This window comes from Bacillus sp. JJ864 (assembly GCF_036963045.1).
Lineage (GTDB): Bacteria > Bacillota > Bacilli > Bacillales > Bacillaceae_G > Bacillus_A > Bacillus_A pseudomycoides_C.
The window spans coordinates 1-15,159 of the sequence record NZ_JBALLY010000082.1; the positions used below are offsets into that span (position 1 = coordinate 1).

Here is a 15,159-nt window from a genome sequence, read left to right on the forward strand (position 1 = left end):
TTTCAAAGTTCAATATCGCATTTCAGCGACTTCTATAAGATATCACATTTATCTTTCACCGTCAACTTGTTTTTTCTTTCGTTGTTGACGACGTTTATTAATTTACCACATTAATAGTTTAGACGTCAATATTTTTTCTGAAAAAAATAACCAAGCTCGAAAATAAAAGTTTTTTCTAGCCTGGTAAAATATATAATTTAATAACTATAAGCGCGCCGATACCCGGCAAACCCAAAAAACCCGAAACAAATGTAGTACCAACATTAATAGGAAGATGAAAACTAAACTGCGCCCCTACTATATTCACAGCAAACAACAGCAAAGCTCCTATTACAATTTTGACAAGCGATCTGCCTATAAAGCGAAACGGCTTTATAGAAGCACCGACAATTAGTAAAATAAATATTAACGTTAATATACCACCAATAATCAAACTATGTTCCATGCGATTCTCTCCCTTACAACTTGTACACTATATTTGTATGGGAAAAAGAAAAAAAAAGACCGTTAATTTTTTCTTATAAAATAAAAAGCCGAACTGAAAAACCATTTCCCGTTCGACTTCTCTTTTATAATTGTTCCATTTTCACAGGACGTCTTTTCGCTTCCTTCAATAGATAGAAGTACTTCGCTTCCGCCAGTTTTAAATGACACAATACATCTTCTGAAGGCTCAATGCTTTGTTCTACAATTCTCTTCTGACGCATCCACTCTATCTTCACTTGTTCTAGCAATACAATTAATTTTTCATCATATCCCTTGCGCAATTTCCCTTTTTTTTGAAAAAACATCTCTATTTCTCCTACTTATAATTCTCTGCGGCCTTCTAACGCCTTTGATAGCGTTACTTCATCCGCATATTCTAAGTCACCACCAACTGGTAGCCCGTGTGCAATACGAGTCACTTTAATCCCCGTTGGCTTTAACAGACGAGAAATATACATCGCTGTTGCTTCCCCTTCAATATTCGGGTTTGTTGCCAAAATAACTTCTTGTACTGTTTCGTCGTGTAGTCGTTTTAACAACTGAGGAATATTAATATCTTCCGGACCAACTCCCTCCATCGGAGAAATGGCACCATTCAATACATGATATACTCCCTGATATTCTTTCATCTTCTCCATTGCAATCACATCTTTTGGCTCTTGCACAACACAAATAACCGATTGATCACGATGAGAATCATCACAAATATAACAAGGATCTCGATCTGTTATATGACCACAAATAGAACAGTACATTAAGTTTCGTTTTGCATTTACAAGTGACTTCGCAAAATCTAATACGTCATCTTCTTTCATATCCAATACGAAAAAAGCCAAACGAACCGCTGTTTTCGGTCCGATACCTGGCAATTTCATGAAGCTATCAATTAACTTCGAGATTGGTTCTGGATAGTGCATCTATGACCAACCTCCTAGAACATACCGCCTGGTAAATTCATTCCTTTTGTAAATTGTCCCATTGTAGCATTCGATAATTCTTCTGCTTTCTTTAATGCATCATTTGTTGCAGCTAATACAAGATCTTGCAACATTTCAATATCTTCTGGATCTACAACTTCTTCTTTAATTTTCACTTCTAGAACTTGTTTATGGCCGTTTGCAATAACTGTTACCATACCACCGCCAGCTGTTCCTTCAACTGTTTTTTCACCAAGTTCCTCTTGTGCTTTCGTCATTTGTTTTTGCATTTTTTGCATTTGTTTCATCATGTTATTCATATTTCCCATTCCACGCATCATAATAGTTCCTCCTAATTTCCGCTTAATGGATGTTTACATTTTAGAAAAAAACTCCATTTAAGGCATACTTTATTCCTTTATTTCAATTAATTGCTCTCCAACTATTTTTACAGCTTCTTCTATAAGGGGATCTTTCGGCTTCTCTTCTTCTTCTGAAGAACCATCTTCATTTTGTAGGAACCCCTCACGAATTTTCCCCCATTCACTTTTAGGAATTGCAATCATTTGTAAATTCTTCCCAAATAGTTCAAAGAGAATTTGCTCTACCGTATCTGTTGCCTCGCGATTTTCACTCGCCATTTTACAATGAATTTCATACTTAAAAGCAAGAACATAAGAAGTAGTAGACGCCGCTACCGGCTCACTATTTTCTAACAAAACAGCATAAGCGACTTTATTATAATTTTTCAATCGCTCTAACAGTTCACCCCATGCGCTTTTCAACTGCTCCAACTCTTTACGAGTTGCTTGCTTTAGCACTTCATGAACACGACCGACCGGTATTTTCATGCTACCAGAACGACTCGGCTTCGGTGCAGCCTTTGTTTCTCTCACTTCTTGTTGCATTGAAGTTGGTACACCATGTCGTTTCATCTTCTCTAATTCCTGTTCTAACTGCTGCATTCTTTGTAAAACAACTTGCAAACGATCCGCTCCGTTTACTTTCATCGCAAATTGCTGACACAATTGCACCATAACCACTTCTAAAAAAATACGAGGATGATTTGTCCATTTCATTTCTTGTTGGCTTTTACTAAGCGTATGAATAATTTCATAAATCATTTCAGGCTGCATCTCCTGACTTAACTTTCGAAATGAATCATCAACAATAACTCTCTCCAGCATATCCTCTAGCTGCGGTGATGTTTGATACAAAAGCATATCTCGGTAATAGTAAATAAAGTCTTCCATGAAACGAAGTGGATCTTTCCCTTGATTCATAATATCATCAACAATACGCAATGCTTTTGATACATCATTTTCATATATACTTTCTACAAGGTTCGCTAAATAACGCTGTGAAACAGAACCCGTGACCGCTAATACATCTTCTACCGTTACCACTTCATCACTATAGGAAATCGCCTGATCGATTAAACTTAACGCATCACGCATACCACCTTCTGCAGCACGCGCTACAATTTGAAGCGCTTCCTCGTCCACTTTCGTTCCTTCGTTGTTCACAACAGTTGTTAATCGTTCTACAATATCCTGTACTGATATTTTGCGGAACTCAAAACGCTGACAACGAGAAATAATTGTCGGTGGAATTTTATGCGGTTCTGTCGTTGCCAAAATAAAGATAACATGCTGCGGAGGCTCTTCTAATGTTTTTAATAGCGCATTAAACGCCCCCATCGAAAGCATGTGAACTTCATCAATAATATATACTTTATAGCGAACTTCGCTTGGAGCATATTTTACTTTATCTCTTATATCTCGAATTTCATCTACACCGTTATTCGAAGCCGCGTCAATTTCTAATACATCTGAAATAGCACCTTGTGTAATTCCTAAGCATGCAGGACATTGATTACAAGGTTCAGCTGTAGGAGCTTGCTCACAGTTGATTGCTTTTGCAAATACTTTCGCAATTGTTGTTTTCCCTGTTCCTCTCGGGCCAGAGAATACATAAGCATGTGACGCTTTCTCTTGAAGAAGGGCATTTTGCAACGTTTTCGTTACGTGCTTTTGACCGACTACATCTTCAAATTTCTGCGGTCTCCATGTTCGGTATAACGCCTGGTATGACACGAAAATACGGCCTCCCCCAAAGGTTATTCTCTCGTTTATCCCGCTATTCACAAACAGCACTCTCGCCAACTCAAACAAAAAGTTAGGCGGGATACACTGCCCGTAAAAGCCTGATTCATTATTGTTTCACTTTATTATAACCTATTCTGATTCTAGATTCCAAAAGTTATTTTCCATACAAAAAACCCATCCTATTCGTATAGGATGAGTTTATATGCATATATAACTGCCGTGCACCTTCTGTCGATTACGTACCATAAGCGTTACTTAAGCAGTTAGCTCGGTTCAGGCACTCCTGCGGCACACGAGAAGACCCGCTTATTGCTGCTTCCTTCCGGACCTGACAAGGTTCACGGGGTCCCGTTGCGCAGGACCCAAACGTCAACGCCACTTACTTAAGGCAGACCCTACAGTAACATAACCTCGAGAAGGGATTCGGCCTCGCTAGAGCGGATTGCGAGTACAGGGCACCGCTACCTCCCCGCTTAGCACGGCAAAGTTAAAACCATATTTAGTTGCCTCATTTAAAGGCAATCTCAGTATAACTTGTTTCCTAAAAAATTGCAACGTGTTAGCAATGAGTATTTTTATCCAACTCTTCCTTCTCTTTCTTCCTCTTTTTACGTAGTTCTCGAAAAAAATTTGTTAATAAACTTCCGCACTCTTCTTCTAATACACCAGCTACAACTTCGGATTGATGATTAAACCGATCCTCTGTTAATAAATTCATTAATGTACCGGCACATCCACCTTTTGGATCTGCCGCACCATATACAACGCGTTTTACGCGTGATAACACAATGGCACCAGCACACATTGGGCACGGTTCTAATGTGACATATAACGTTGCATTTTCTAAACGCCAAGTCCCTAATTTCTTGCAAGCATCATCAATCGCTAACAATTCAGCGTGAGCGACTGATCGTTGCTCTGTTTCACGTAAGTTATGTGCACGACTTATTACTTCACCATCCACAACAACAACCGCACCAATTGGTACTTCTTGTATTTCCTCAGCCTTTTTTGCCTCTTCTATTGCAAGTTTCATAAAATAAATATCTTCTTCCATAACAAAGTCCTTTCATCGCAAATAACTTTTCTATATTCAATCCAATCTAAAGAGAAAGGAAAGGAGATTACATATGAAAAATACCGCACTTCTTATTATCGACATGATTAATGACTTCCAATTTTCACACGGACCTATCTTAGCACAAAAATGCAAACCTATTACAGAATCGATTTTACAACTTAAACAAAAAATGAAAAACTCCGGCTGTCCAATTATTTATGTAAATGATCATTATCATTTATGGAGAGCTGATATTAATGAACTCATCACCTATTGCACAAATGAACATAGTGAAGAAATCATAAGAAAGATTGCCCCTGCCAGCGACGATTATATTTTTATTAAACCACATTATTCCGCTTTTTATGAAACACCCTTAAATTCATTATTAGGTCATTTAAAAATTGAAAATCTTATCTTAACAGGAGTGGCTGGAAATATATGCATTCTCTTCACCGCAAATGATGCTCACATGAGAAATTATCAATTATATGTACCTGAAGATTGTATTGCTTCTAATTGCGATCAAGATAACAAGCATGCCTTGCGTATTATGCAAACCACTTTAAAAGCAAATACTTCTTCATCGTTTCATTTACTACTGTAATTACATAAAGTGAAGCTTCCATTAGTAAGGGAGTATTCATCCCCCCACACCTCTCTCAATCTTGAGGTGCGGGGGGCGTATTGCGAGTTAATACCGGATAAATCGATTTTTTAACTTTTTATGACAAACTAACCCTTTCTCACTCCTCTTATGCTACAATAGTTCTGTTTTGTGCTTTTTATTCGTGTCAAATCATGTTTTGAGAGGAGGCAACAGTGTGACTGGAGTACCATTTATTACAGTTGAAGGACCCATTGGTGTTGGAAAAACTTCACTCGCGAAAGCGATATCGACTCACATGCAACTCCATTTATTAAAAGAAATCGTTGATGAAAATCCTTTTTTAGGAAAATTTTACGATAATATCGAGGAATGGGCTTTTCAATTAGAAATGTTTTTCTTATGCAACCGATATAAGCAAGTAGAAGACATTGATACAAAATATTTAAAACAACATATACCTGTTGTAGCAGATTACCATATATTTAAAAACTTAATTTTTGCATCTCAAACATTACATGGTGCCCAACATGAGAAATACATGAAAATTTATCGTATCTTAACACAAGATATGCCAGTTCCAAATGTCATCGTGTATATAACAGCAAGTTTAGAAACACTTCAAAAACGAATTGCAATGCGCGGGCGTGAATTCGAAAAAAATATAGATCCTAATTATTTATTGCAACTCATTAAAGATTACGAAATGGCAATGGAAGCATTCAAAAAAAATCATCCAGACATCCCCGTATTAAAATTCAATGGAGATAACATGGATTTTGTAAAAAATGAATCGGACTTAAATGTAATCTTATCAGCATTACAAAATACACTGACAAAGGAGATTAACTAGTAATGAATTTGAGACAAAAATATGACATTCCAAATGATGCTGTTATTACGATTGCCGGAACAGTTGGTGTTGGGAAATCTACAATGACAAACGCCCTTGCGAATGCACTTGGTTACCGCACATCATTTGAAAAAGTAGACTCTAATCCATATTTAGATAAATTTTACGGAGACTTCACACGTTGGAGCTTCCACTTACAAGTTTATTTCTTAGCAGAACGCTTTAAAGAACAAAAAAAAATCTTCGAATATGGCGGAGGATTTATTCAAGACCGTTCTATTTATGAAGACACAGGAATTTTCGCCAAAATGCATTATGAAAAAGGGACAATGACTGCTACAGATTATGAAACGTATAAAAGCTTATTTGATGCAATGGTTATGACACCTTACTTCCCACATCCTGATTTACTAATTCACTTAGAAGGATCATTTGATGATATTATAGATCGTATTAAAGAGCGCGGAAGACCAATGGAACAACAAACACCAATTGAATATTGGAAAGAAATGCATGAACGCTACGAAAATTGGATTAATGACTTTAATGCTTGTCCTGTACTCCGTCTTAATATTAACGAATATGACATTTTACAAAGTGAAAATTCAATTGAACCTATTATTAAGAAAATTGGTCGTTTCTTACAACAAACACGTAAACTTGTAAAATAAAAAACCCGTGCAATCGCACGGGTTTTTCCTATGAACTTAGTTTTTCTTTTTCGTCGGAGCAATAATTTCGCTCTCTGTTTTCCCTGCATTAATACGCTGACGTACAGTGCTCACACTAATATTATATGCTTCAGCAATTTCTTTTACCGTCATTTCTTTTCCATTAATAACAGCTGTAATTACTTTACGTTTTGAATCTACCTTTTTCTCAACTTGTTTTGGTGCTTCTACTTTCTTCACTTCTTGTTTCACATCACAGATGCAACCACAAAGTTTACGAAATGTTTCATCACTTACAATACGAGATACGTTTGCAGCACTGTTTAAAATTTTATTTTTCTTGCAAACGGGGCATTGTACATAATATAGTGTTTTTCCGTCAAGCGGAAACGTTTGTATAATAATATCCATGGCCATGGTAGCTCCTTTCATATCTATGAAGATAATCCTCGGAATATGAGTGTTCCTATAAGAGGTTCATTCTCCTATATGCTACTTCCTGATTGGTTAAAATAAAAACTCGTTACGTGTTGGTAACGAGTTCTCCAATCTCCACTTATATGCGCTGTTGTCAATTATATATGGCGGAGGAAGAGGGATTCGAACCCCCGCGCGGCTCACACCGCCTGTCGGTTTTCAAGACCGATCCCTTCAGCCAGACTTGGGTATTCCTCCGTGTTAACATGACATGAAATATAATATCAAAAGAAAAACAGTTCGTCAACCCTACTATATAGATAATATAAAAAGGAAAGAGATTTTTTCTCCTTCCTTTTTCATAAAATATATCCCACTCTACTAAATAATTAAAGATGCCGTTATTCTAAAATAACAACGAATGTATATTAATAAGAATGGTTTTATTTATATGAATCTATTTTAATTTTTCGGCATATAGATTTGCGGCTATGCAAAAAAAGGAGCCTGCACTCGCTTTCTCCCTTTGTTTTATCTTGCATGTGGCAGGAAAGGGCCCTGACCGCTTCTACGCATGGCCAGATGCTCTCGCCCACCGAAAAAGAATGGTTTTATATCGTTTTTTAAATTTGGATTTATTTAATTACTGTTTTTCCTCCCATATAAGGACGAAGAACTTCTGGAATAACAATAGAGCCATCTTCTTGTTGGTAGTTCTCTAAAACAGCAGCTACCGTACGGCCAATCGCAAGTCCAGATCCGTTTAATGTATGAACATGCTCTGGCTTCGCTTTTGTGTCACGACGGAAACGGATATTTGCACGGCGCGCTTGGAATGCTTCAAAATTACTACAAGAAGAAATTTCACGATATGTACCATAGCTAGGAATCCACACTTCAATATCGTATTTCTTTGCTGCCGTAAATCCTAAATCTCCTGTACACATGCTCATGACACGGTATGGAAGACCTAATAATTGTAATACACGCTCTGCATCATTTGTTAATTTTTCTAATTCTTCATAAGAATCTTCAGGCTTTACAAATTTCACAAGCTCTACTTTATTAAATTGATGCTGACGAATTAAACCACGTGTATCACGACCAGCAGATCCTGCTTCAGAACGGAAACATGCGCTAAACGCTGCATAACGAATTGGTAATTGATCTCCGCTTAAAATTTCTTCACGGTGCATATTTGTTACAGGTACTTCAGCTGTAGGAATTAAGAAGTAATCCTCGCTTTCAATACGAAACGCATCTTCTTCAAACTTCGGAAGTTGCCCCGTCCCTATCATGCTTGTACGATTTACTATATACGGAGGTAAAATCTCTTCATATCCATGCTCTTCCGTATGAAGATCAAGCATGAAGTTAAATAAAGCACGTTCTAATTTTGCACCTGCCCCTTTATAAAATACAAAACGGCTACCTGTTACCTTTCCAGCGCGTTCAAAGTCCAGCATACCTAAATCCGTTGCAATGTCCCAATGTGGCTTTGGTTCGAACGTAAATTCTGGAACGTCTCCCCACGTACGAACTTGCACATTATCATCTTCCGTTTCACCCATTGGTGTAGATTCATGTGGAATATTTGGAATAGATAACATTAATTTCTCAAGATCTTCTTCAACTGTACGAAGCTCATTATCAAGCTCTTTCACTTTATCGCTTACTTCACGCATTTCTAAAATAAGCGCCTCTGCATCTTTCTTTTCACGTTTTAATACAGAAATTTGTTGAGATACTTCATTACGTTTGCTTTTTAACTCTTCCGTTTGTACAAGTAATTCTCTTCTTTTTGTGTCTAATTCTTCAAAACGGCCAAAGTCGGTTAAGTCTTCGCCTCTATGTTGCAGTTTCGCTTTTACTTCTTCAAAGTTTGCACGCAAAAATTTAATATCAAGCATAATATTTCCTCCTTTATTTTTACAAAAATAAAAAACTCCCGTCCCTATACAAAGGGACGGGAGTTAACCCGCGTTGCCACCCTAATTGAAAGCATAATTGCTTTCCTCTCAAGTAGAGATAACGGCTCTTCACCGGAAATGTTTACTAGCCAACAGGCTGTTCCACACTTCACTCCAGGATGGATTCACAAGCCGCTTCTATCGGTTTACACCAACCACCGACTCTCTATAAGAAACGTCTCTTGCTACTACTTCCTATCAACACATTTATCATATAAAATAGTTACCATCAATTTACTATAATCTTGCACAAGTTTCAAGTCACTTATACAGCTTTTTTCATTTTTACTTCCTTTACCATCTCTACAAAATAAGCTGTAACACGATGATCATCTGTTAATTCCGGATGGAAAGAAGCTGCTAATAAATGATTTTGACGAACCGCGACCATACGATCTTCATATGTGCATAATACTTCGATATGATCTTCTACACCTACAACATACGGTGCACGAATAAATACGCCAATAAAGTCTTCGCCTACTCCTTCCATCGAAAGAGCAGCCTCAAAACTATCTTTTTGGCGGCCAAACGCATTGCGTTCAACTGTAATATCCATTACACCAATATGTGGTTCCTCATATCCAACAAGGTTCTTTGCAAGTAAGATCATACCTGCACATGTACCAAACATCGGTTTTCCTGCTTTAGCAAATTCACGAAGAGGTTCCATGAAACTATATTTATCAATAAGACGGCGCATTGTTGTACTTTCACCGCCTGGTAAAATAAGTCCATCTACTTCCTCTAATTGCTCTGTATGCTTCACAATCACCGCTTGTGCACCAACTGCTTCTATTGCACGTACATGTTCACGAACCGCTCCTTGAAGTCCTAATACACCGATTGTAACCATTTCAAAAACTCCTTTAATTACCAACCGCGCTCTTGCATGCGTTGTTCTGGTAATAATGTTGAAATTTCAACACCTTTCATTGCATTACCTAGTCCTTTAGAAAGGCGAGCAATTAATTCATAATCTTCATAATGCGTTGTCGCTTCAACAATCGCACGTGCAAATTTTTCTGGGTTTTCAGATTTGAAAATACCAGAACCTACGAATACACCATCTGCACCTAGTTGCATCATTAACGCAGCGTCTGCTGGTGTTGCAACACCACCTGCTGCAAAGTTTACAACTGGTAAACGGCCAAGGCGCTTAATTTCAAGTAATACTTCATAAGGAGCACCCGTATTTTTTGCATATGTCATTAATTCATCTTCGCGCAGGCTTGCAACTTGACGAATTTCTGCGTTTACTTGACGCATATGACGTACAGCTTCTACGATATTTCCTGTACCAGGCTCACCTTTTGTACGAAGCATTGATGCACCTTCAGCAATACGGCGTGCCGCTTCTCCGATATCACGGCATCCACATACAAATGGAACAGTATAATCACGTTTATTTAAATGGTACACTTCATCAGCTGGAGTTAATACTTCACTCTCATCAATATAGTCTACCCCTAATGATTCAAGTATGCGTGCTTCCACAAGATGACCAATACGGCATTTTGCCATAACTGGAATTGATACAGCACCCATTACTTCTTCCACGATTGTTGGATCTGCCATACGCGAAACGCCACCTGCTGCACGAATATCAGCTGGAACACGTTCTAATGCCATAACTGCAACTGCACCTGCTGCTTCTGCAATTTTTGCTTGCTCAGCGTTAACTACGTCCATAATGACGCCGCCTTTTTGCATTTCTGCCATTCCACGTTTTACGCGCTCTGTTCCTGTTACATTTAACATGTACAAAAAACCCCCCTAGGTGAATTGCTTTTCCCCAATCACGGAGAAAATTAAGAATACTCTTACATTCTACCATTATCTATTAGAGATTTGTCTACTATTTTTTTGGATAAAATAGGTGCGAAAAATAGGAAATAAAAAAGCCCCTTATCGGGAGCTTTTAAAACCAACCTTTTACAGTATCAACTGTACCATTCCATAGACCACTAAAGAAGGAACCAATGCTTCGCATAGAAAGAACAAACCAATTCGCCTTTTCTACGTCTTGTTTTGTTACAAGATCTACTTGCATGGATTTACCAGTTAAAAATCCTACATCATTAGCATCTTTTGCTGATACGGTCATATAACCAAGTGTTGTACCTTTTTTAATTGGTGCTTCATTCTCTTTATTTACTGCTTTGAAATCTGTTTTATAAATATCTTGACTACCTTTTGGCATTGGAAGTACGATTTCTTTCTTTGTCTGCACTGGTACTTCTGTATCTTTTGCTTTATTTACATGAACTGTTTCATGACCTTTTACTTGAGAAGCTTTTGAATATACCGTTTTTGTTTGGAAATTTGTAAAACCATAATCAAATAGTTTTTTCGTTTCATCAAAACGAGCTGTCTCAGAGTTTGTTTTAATAACAACGGAGATTAAACGCATACCATTACGCTCTGCTGTACCTGTAAAGCAATAACCGGCTTGATCAGTATGACCTGTCTTTAGGCCATCTACGCCTTCGTATCCTTTAACTAACCCTTTTAACATCCAGTTCCAGTTTGACATATCAATTGGATATTTTCCATCTTTTTGGAATGTCTTTTTTGTAATTTTTGCTGTCTCAAGAACCTTCGGATGATCTTGAAGTAAACGTTGTGCTAACAAAGCGCAATCTTTAGCAGACATTTTATTTTCATCATCCGGGCTTGTGCCTTCAGGATGTTTTCCTTTTAAGTCCTTATTGATTAATCCTGTAGAATTTACAAATTTATAATTTTGTAACCCTAGTTCTTTTGCTTTATCATTCATCATTTTAGCAAAATTGGCTTCTGAACCACCAATCAATTCAGCTAAAGCAATTGTTGCGCCATTAGCAGAGTAAATTGCCATTGCTTCATATAATTCTTTTACAGTATACATACCGCCTTTTTCCAAAGGAACATTTGATAAAGAACGATCTTGTGAAATTATATGAGCGTAATCAGAAACTTTCGTTTTTTGATCCCACTTAATTTTACCTTTTGCTATTGCTTCATGAACCAAATATTCAGTCATCATTTTTGTCATACTAGCAATCGCTAATGATTCATCTGCATTTTTTTGATATAAAATTTTCCCGGAATTTGCTTCCACTAAAATTGCTGCACCAGCCTCAACATTCAAAGCAGAATTGGTTTCCGCAAATGCACTGCTGTATGTAAAAAACATGCTGCAAAATAGTGTAAGCACTGTTACAATCGCAACCATTTGCTTACGAAACATACCTTTCACTGTTGTTACCCCCAATATATTTGTACTCACATAAACGTTATTCTAACACAATCAAAAAAAAATAGACAGAGATACTAAGTCTCCGTCTATTTTTATATCAGACATTATAGTGAATAGTTTGGTGCTTCTTTTGTAATTTGAATATCATGCGGATGACTTTCACGTAATCCAGCGCCTGACATACGGATAAACTGTGCATTTTCACGCAGAAATGTTAAATCAGCTGCACCGCAATATCCCATACCTGCACGTAATCCACCAACTAATTGGTGTACTGTATCTGCTAAAGGACCTTTAAATGGAACACGGCCTTCAATTCCTTCTGGAACAAGCTTTTTATTACCTTCTTGGAAGTAACGATCCTTACTACCTTTTTCCATTGCACCAACAGAACCCATACCACGATATACCTTAAATTGGCGTCCTTGGTAAATTTCTGTTTCTCCTGGACTTTCTGCTACACCTGCAAAAATGCTACCAAGCATAACAACGTGAGCGCCTGCTGCTAACGCTTTTACAATATCGCCAGAATATTTAATTCCACCATCAGCAATTACAGGAACACCGTACTTACGAGCTTCTGTTGCACAGTCATACACTGCTGTTAATTGAGGAACACCAACACCAGCTACAACACGCGTTGTACAAATAGAACCTGGACCAATACCAACTTTAACAATATTTGCACCTGCTTCAATTAATTCACGAGTTGCCTCTGCCGTTGCAACGTTACCAGCAATAATATTTAAGTTTGGATACTTTTCACGAACTTCTCTCACTTTGTCTAATACACCTTGTGAATGCCCATGTGCAGTATCAATAACAATTACATCAACGTTTGCTTTTACTAATGCATCAATACGCTGCATTGCATCAGCTGTTACGCCAACAGCTGCCCCTACTAATAAACGACCTTGTTTATCCTTCGCAGAGTTTGGAAACTCGATTACTTTTTCAATATCTTTAATTGTAATCAAGCCTTGTAGTACACCGTTATCATCAACAAGAGGAAGTTTTTCAATTTTATGTTTTTGCAAGATTTTTTCAGCATCTTCTAGTGTAGTATGCACTGGAGCTGTAATTAAATTTTCTTTCGTCATTACATCAGAAATCTTAATTGAATAATTTTGAATAAAACGCATATCACGGTTTGTAATAATCCCTACAAGTTTGCGCTCTTCTTCATCATTAACGACTGGAACACCTGAAATGCGATATTTTCCCATCAAATGTTCTGCGTCATACACTTGATGATCTGGAGTTAAAAAGAAAGGATCTGTAATAACGCCGCTTTCAGAACGTTTTACTTTATCAACTTGCTCAGCTTGTTGCTCGATAGACATATTTTTATGGATAATACCAATTCCACCTTGACGAGCCATTGCAATTGCCATATTAGCTTCTGTTACCGTATCCATCCCCGCACTAATTAAAGGGATATTTAATTGTAATGTTTCAGATAAAACCGTCTTTACACTTACTTCTCGTGGTAATACATCCGATTTAGCTGGTACAAGTAATACATCATCAAACGTTAAACCTTCTTTAACAAATTTAGATTCCCACATAAATGATTCCCCCCATGATACCTGAAATTATTATTAGTAGCTTAACAATTGGTTAAAATACTGTCAAGAAAGACTGAATATGTTAGAATTTTCTAAAAACAAAAAGGAGAGTATATATGCAGCATTCTACAATCATTTGGCAGAAATTAAGCTTTTTTCTTTCTTCTACTCACACGCAACATTATCTTACCCATTGCTACAAAAAATTAGGTAATACAAATACTGAGAAAAAAAGCTTTGAAAATTGTTATCCTTTTATTTATTACTTAGAGCATGGAAAAAGCTATTACCAATTATGTAATACTGCACCATTTTCTATTAAGCCAGTATTACTGTTTTATGGAATGAGCCAACTTCTAAAAGCTTGTTTACTTACAGTGGATCCTAATTATCCTGAATCAACTTCTGTATTGGCACATGGGGTTACAACAAGAAAAAGAAAAAAACAAGGTTATCAATTTATAGATGATGAAGTAAAAATTCAAAAGCACGGGCTATTTACTCACGTTGCGGAACAAATGTTTCATGTGAAACATTTAGAAGGAGAAAAATACACAATGGAAGGGTTGATGCAGCGGGTCGCTGAATTAGCGGATTTATTCCGATACAGTAAAAGAAAAAATAACCTATATCAATTAAAAGAAGTGACGGAAAATATCTTTACTTTTCCTACTCACATTTTAGATACTTTTCATATGACTGAAGAACGTTTTATACGGTATATAGAAGGGATTAACAAGCACCTTAACATTCGATATACAAACTTTAAAGAAAATGACTCACATTTGTATTTCTCAGCTTCCATGAAAGAATGGAAGCCATTATACAGTGCTCCCCTTACATACAATCATTATACAAATACTTATTATTTACCTGCTAATAATGAAATGGCTCCTGTTCTCCCAGAATTACTTATACACTACCTTTTGCTTTATAACTTAAGTATGATATCCCGCTATGAAACAGACTGGTGGTACGATTTACTTGGAAGTTATGATTCTGAAGATTATCCATTCATCTTTCAATTTCTAGCTGTTACAGCCGAAAAAGTACCGTACTATATTTATTTATATTTAATGAGTAAACATAGCACAATTTCTTAGGAAATAAAAAAAGACGAGTCCACTGACTCGTCTTTCGTTTGCCTGGCAACGTCCTACTCTCACAGGGACAAAGTCCCAACTACCATCGGCGCTAGAGAGCTTAACTTCCGTGTTCGGTATGGGAACGGGTGTGACCTCTCTGCCATCATTACCAGACT

The 15,159-nt window shown here is 37.1% G+C and carries 16 protein-coding genes, 1 tRNA gene, 1 rRNA gene, 1 other RNA gene and 1 other annotated feature; of the genes, 4 read left to right on the plus strand and 15 right to left on the minus strand.

The genetic code is table 11. The features are described 5' to 3' along the window. Window positions 1–175: 175 nt before the first annotated feature. The 7 genes from V7024_RS14060 to tadA form a co-directional block, all read right to left on the minus strand. Window positions 176–445 (minus strand): pro-sigmaK processing inhibitor BofA family protein, encoded by a 270-nt coding sequence (locus V7024_RS14060; RefSeq protein ID WP_335521028.1) that lies wholly within the window; start codon window positions 443–445, stop codon window positions 176–178. Window positions 446–569: 124 nt separating this feature from the next. Further along, the gene (locus V7024_RS14065; protein WP_335521030.1) at window positions 570–791 is read right to left on the minus strand and encodes a YaaL family protein; all 222 of its coding nucleotides are present in this window, start codon (window positions 789–791) and stop codon (window positions 570–572) included. Window positions 792–806: 15 nt separating this feature from the next. Continuing rightward, window positions 807–1,403, minus strand: coding sequence for a recombination protein RecR (gene recR, locus V7024_RS14070; RefSeq protein ID WP_335521032.1), 597 nt, complete (start codon window positions 1,401–1,403; stop codon window positions 807–809). Window positions 1,404–1,417: 14 nt separating this feature from the next. Further along, entirely contained in the window at window positions 1,418–1,744 is a 327-nt protein-coding gene (locus V7024_RS14075) for a YbaB/EbfC family nucleoid-associated protein (RefSeq protein WP_335521035.1), read from the minus strand. A 69-nt stretch (window positions 1,745–1,813) separates the two neighbouring features. Beyond that, window positions 1,814–3,499 (minus strand): DNA polymerase III subunit gamma/tau, encoded by a 1,686-nt coding sequence (dnaX, locus tag V7024_RS14080; RefSeq protein ID WP_335521037.1) that lies wholly within the window; start codon window positions 3,497–3,499, stop codon window positions 1,814–1,816. Between the two features lie 229 nt (window positions 3,500–3,728). Then, window positions 3,729–3,993: signal recognition particle sRNA large type (gene ffs, locus V7024_RS14085), an RNA gene on the minus strand. A 77-nt stretch (window positions 3,994–4,070) separates the two neighbouring features. Beyond that, window positions 4,071–4,568 (minus strand): tRNA adenosine(34) deaminase TadA, encoded by a 498-nt coding sequence (tadA, locus tag V7024_RS14090; protein ID WP_335521038.1) that lies wholly within the window; start codon window positions 4,566–4,568, stop codon window positions 4,071–4,073. 73 nt (window positions 4,569–4,641) lie between these two features. Between tadA and V7024_RS14095 the strand changes: the two genes are divergently transcribed. The 3 genes from V7024_RS14095 to V7024_RS14105 all read left to right on the plus strand — a co-directional run bounded on the left by V7024_RS14095 (window position 4,642) and on the right by V7024_RS14105 (window position 6,702). Next, window positions 4,642–5,178, plus strand: a complete 537-nt coding sequence (locus tag V7024_RS14095; RefSeq protein ID WP_335521040.1) for an isochorismatase family cysteine hydrolase — start codon at window positions 4,642–4,644, stop codon at window positions 5,176–5,178. A gap of 217 nt (window positions 5,179–5,395) precedes the next feature. Next, window positions 5,396–6,031, plus strand: coding sequence for a deoxynucleoside kinase (locus V7024_RS14100; RefSeq protein ID WP_335521042.1), 636 nt, complete (start codon window positions 5,396–5,398; stop codon window positions 6,029–6,031). A 2-nt stretch (window positions 6,032–6,033) separates the two neighbouring features. Beyond that, window positions 6,034–6,702 (plus strand): deoxynucleoside kinase, encoded by a 669-nt coding sequence (locus V7024_RS14105; protein WP_335521044.1) that lies wholly within the window; start codon window positions 6,034–6,036, stop codon window positions 6,700–6,702. A 36-nt stretch (window positions 6,703–6,738) separates the two neighbouring features. On the opposite strand, the gene V7024_RS14110 is transcribed toward V7024_RS14105, so the two are convergent. From V7024_RS14110 to guaB, 7 genes are all read right to left on the minus strand, one after another. Continuing rightward, on the minus strand, window positions 6,739–7,113 hold the full coding sequence (locus V7024_RS14110) for a DUF3797 domain-containing protein (protein WP_335521046.1): 375 nt from the start codon (window positions 7,111–7,113) through the stop codon (window positions 6,739–6,741). A 171-nt stretch (window positions 7,114–7,284) separates the two neighbouring features. Beyond that, window positions 7,285–7,377: transfer RNA gene (locus V7024_RS14115), tRNA-Ser, on the minus strand. A gap of 377 nt (window positions 7,378–7,754) precedes the next feature. Further along, window positions 7,755–9,029 (minus strand): serine--tRNA ligase, encoded by a 1,275-nt coding sequence (gene serS, locus V7024_RS14120; RefSeq protein ID WP_335521049.1) that lies wholly within the window; start codon window positions 9,027–9,029, stop codon window positions 7,755–7,757. A 49-nt stretch (window positions 9,030–9,078) separates the two neighbouring features. Beyond that, window positions 9,079–9,300: a binding site (T-box leader), on the minus strand. Window positions 9,301–9,354: 54 nt separating this feature from the next. Further along, a complete protein-coding gene (pdxT, locus tag V7024_RS14125; RefSeq protein WP_335521051.1) occupies window positions 9,355–9,945 on the minus strand; it encodes a pyridoxal 5'-phosphate synthase glutaminase subunit PdxT in 591 nt (196 codons plus the stop codon). A 17-nt stretch (window positions 9,946–9,962) separates the two neighbouring features. Next, window positions 9,963–10,850: a pyridoxal 5'-phosphate synthase lyase subunit PdxS gene (pdxS, locus tag V7024_RS14130; RefSeq protein ID WP_335521053.1), complete on the minus strand. Its 888-nt coding sequence runs from the start codon at window positions 10,848–10,850 to the stop codon at window positions 9,963–9,965. Between the two features lie 160 nt (window positions 10,851–11,010). Beyond that, entirely contained in the window at window positions 11,011–12,330 is a 1,320-nt protein-coding gene (locus V7024_RS14135) for a serine hydrolase (RefSeq protein ID WP_335521056.1), read from the minus strand. A gap of 104 nt (window positions 12,331–12,434) precedes the next feature. Then, window positions 12,435–13,898: an IMP dehydrogenase gene (gene guaB / locus V7024_RS14140; protein WP_335521058.1), complete on the minus strand. Its 1,464-nt coding sequence runs from the start codon at window positions 13,896–13,898 to the stop codon at window positions 12,435–12,437. 116 nt (window positions 13,899–14,014) lie between these two features. Here guaB and V7024_RS14145 point away from each other — a divergent pair, with 116 nt between their 5' ends. After that, window positions 14,015–15,001, plus strand: coding sequence for a YaaC family protein (locus V7024_RS14145; protein WP_335521060.1), 987 nt, complete (start codon window positions 14,015–14,017; stop codon window positions 14,999–15,001). A gap of 40 nt (window positions 15,002–15,041) precedes the next feature. On the opposite strand, the gene rrf is transcribed toward V7024_RS14145, so the two are convergent. After that, window positions 15,042–15,157 (minus strand): 5S ribosomal RNA (rrf, locus tag V7024_RS14150). Between the last annotated feature and the right edge of the window lie 2 nt (window positions 15,158–15,159).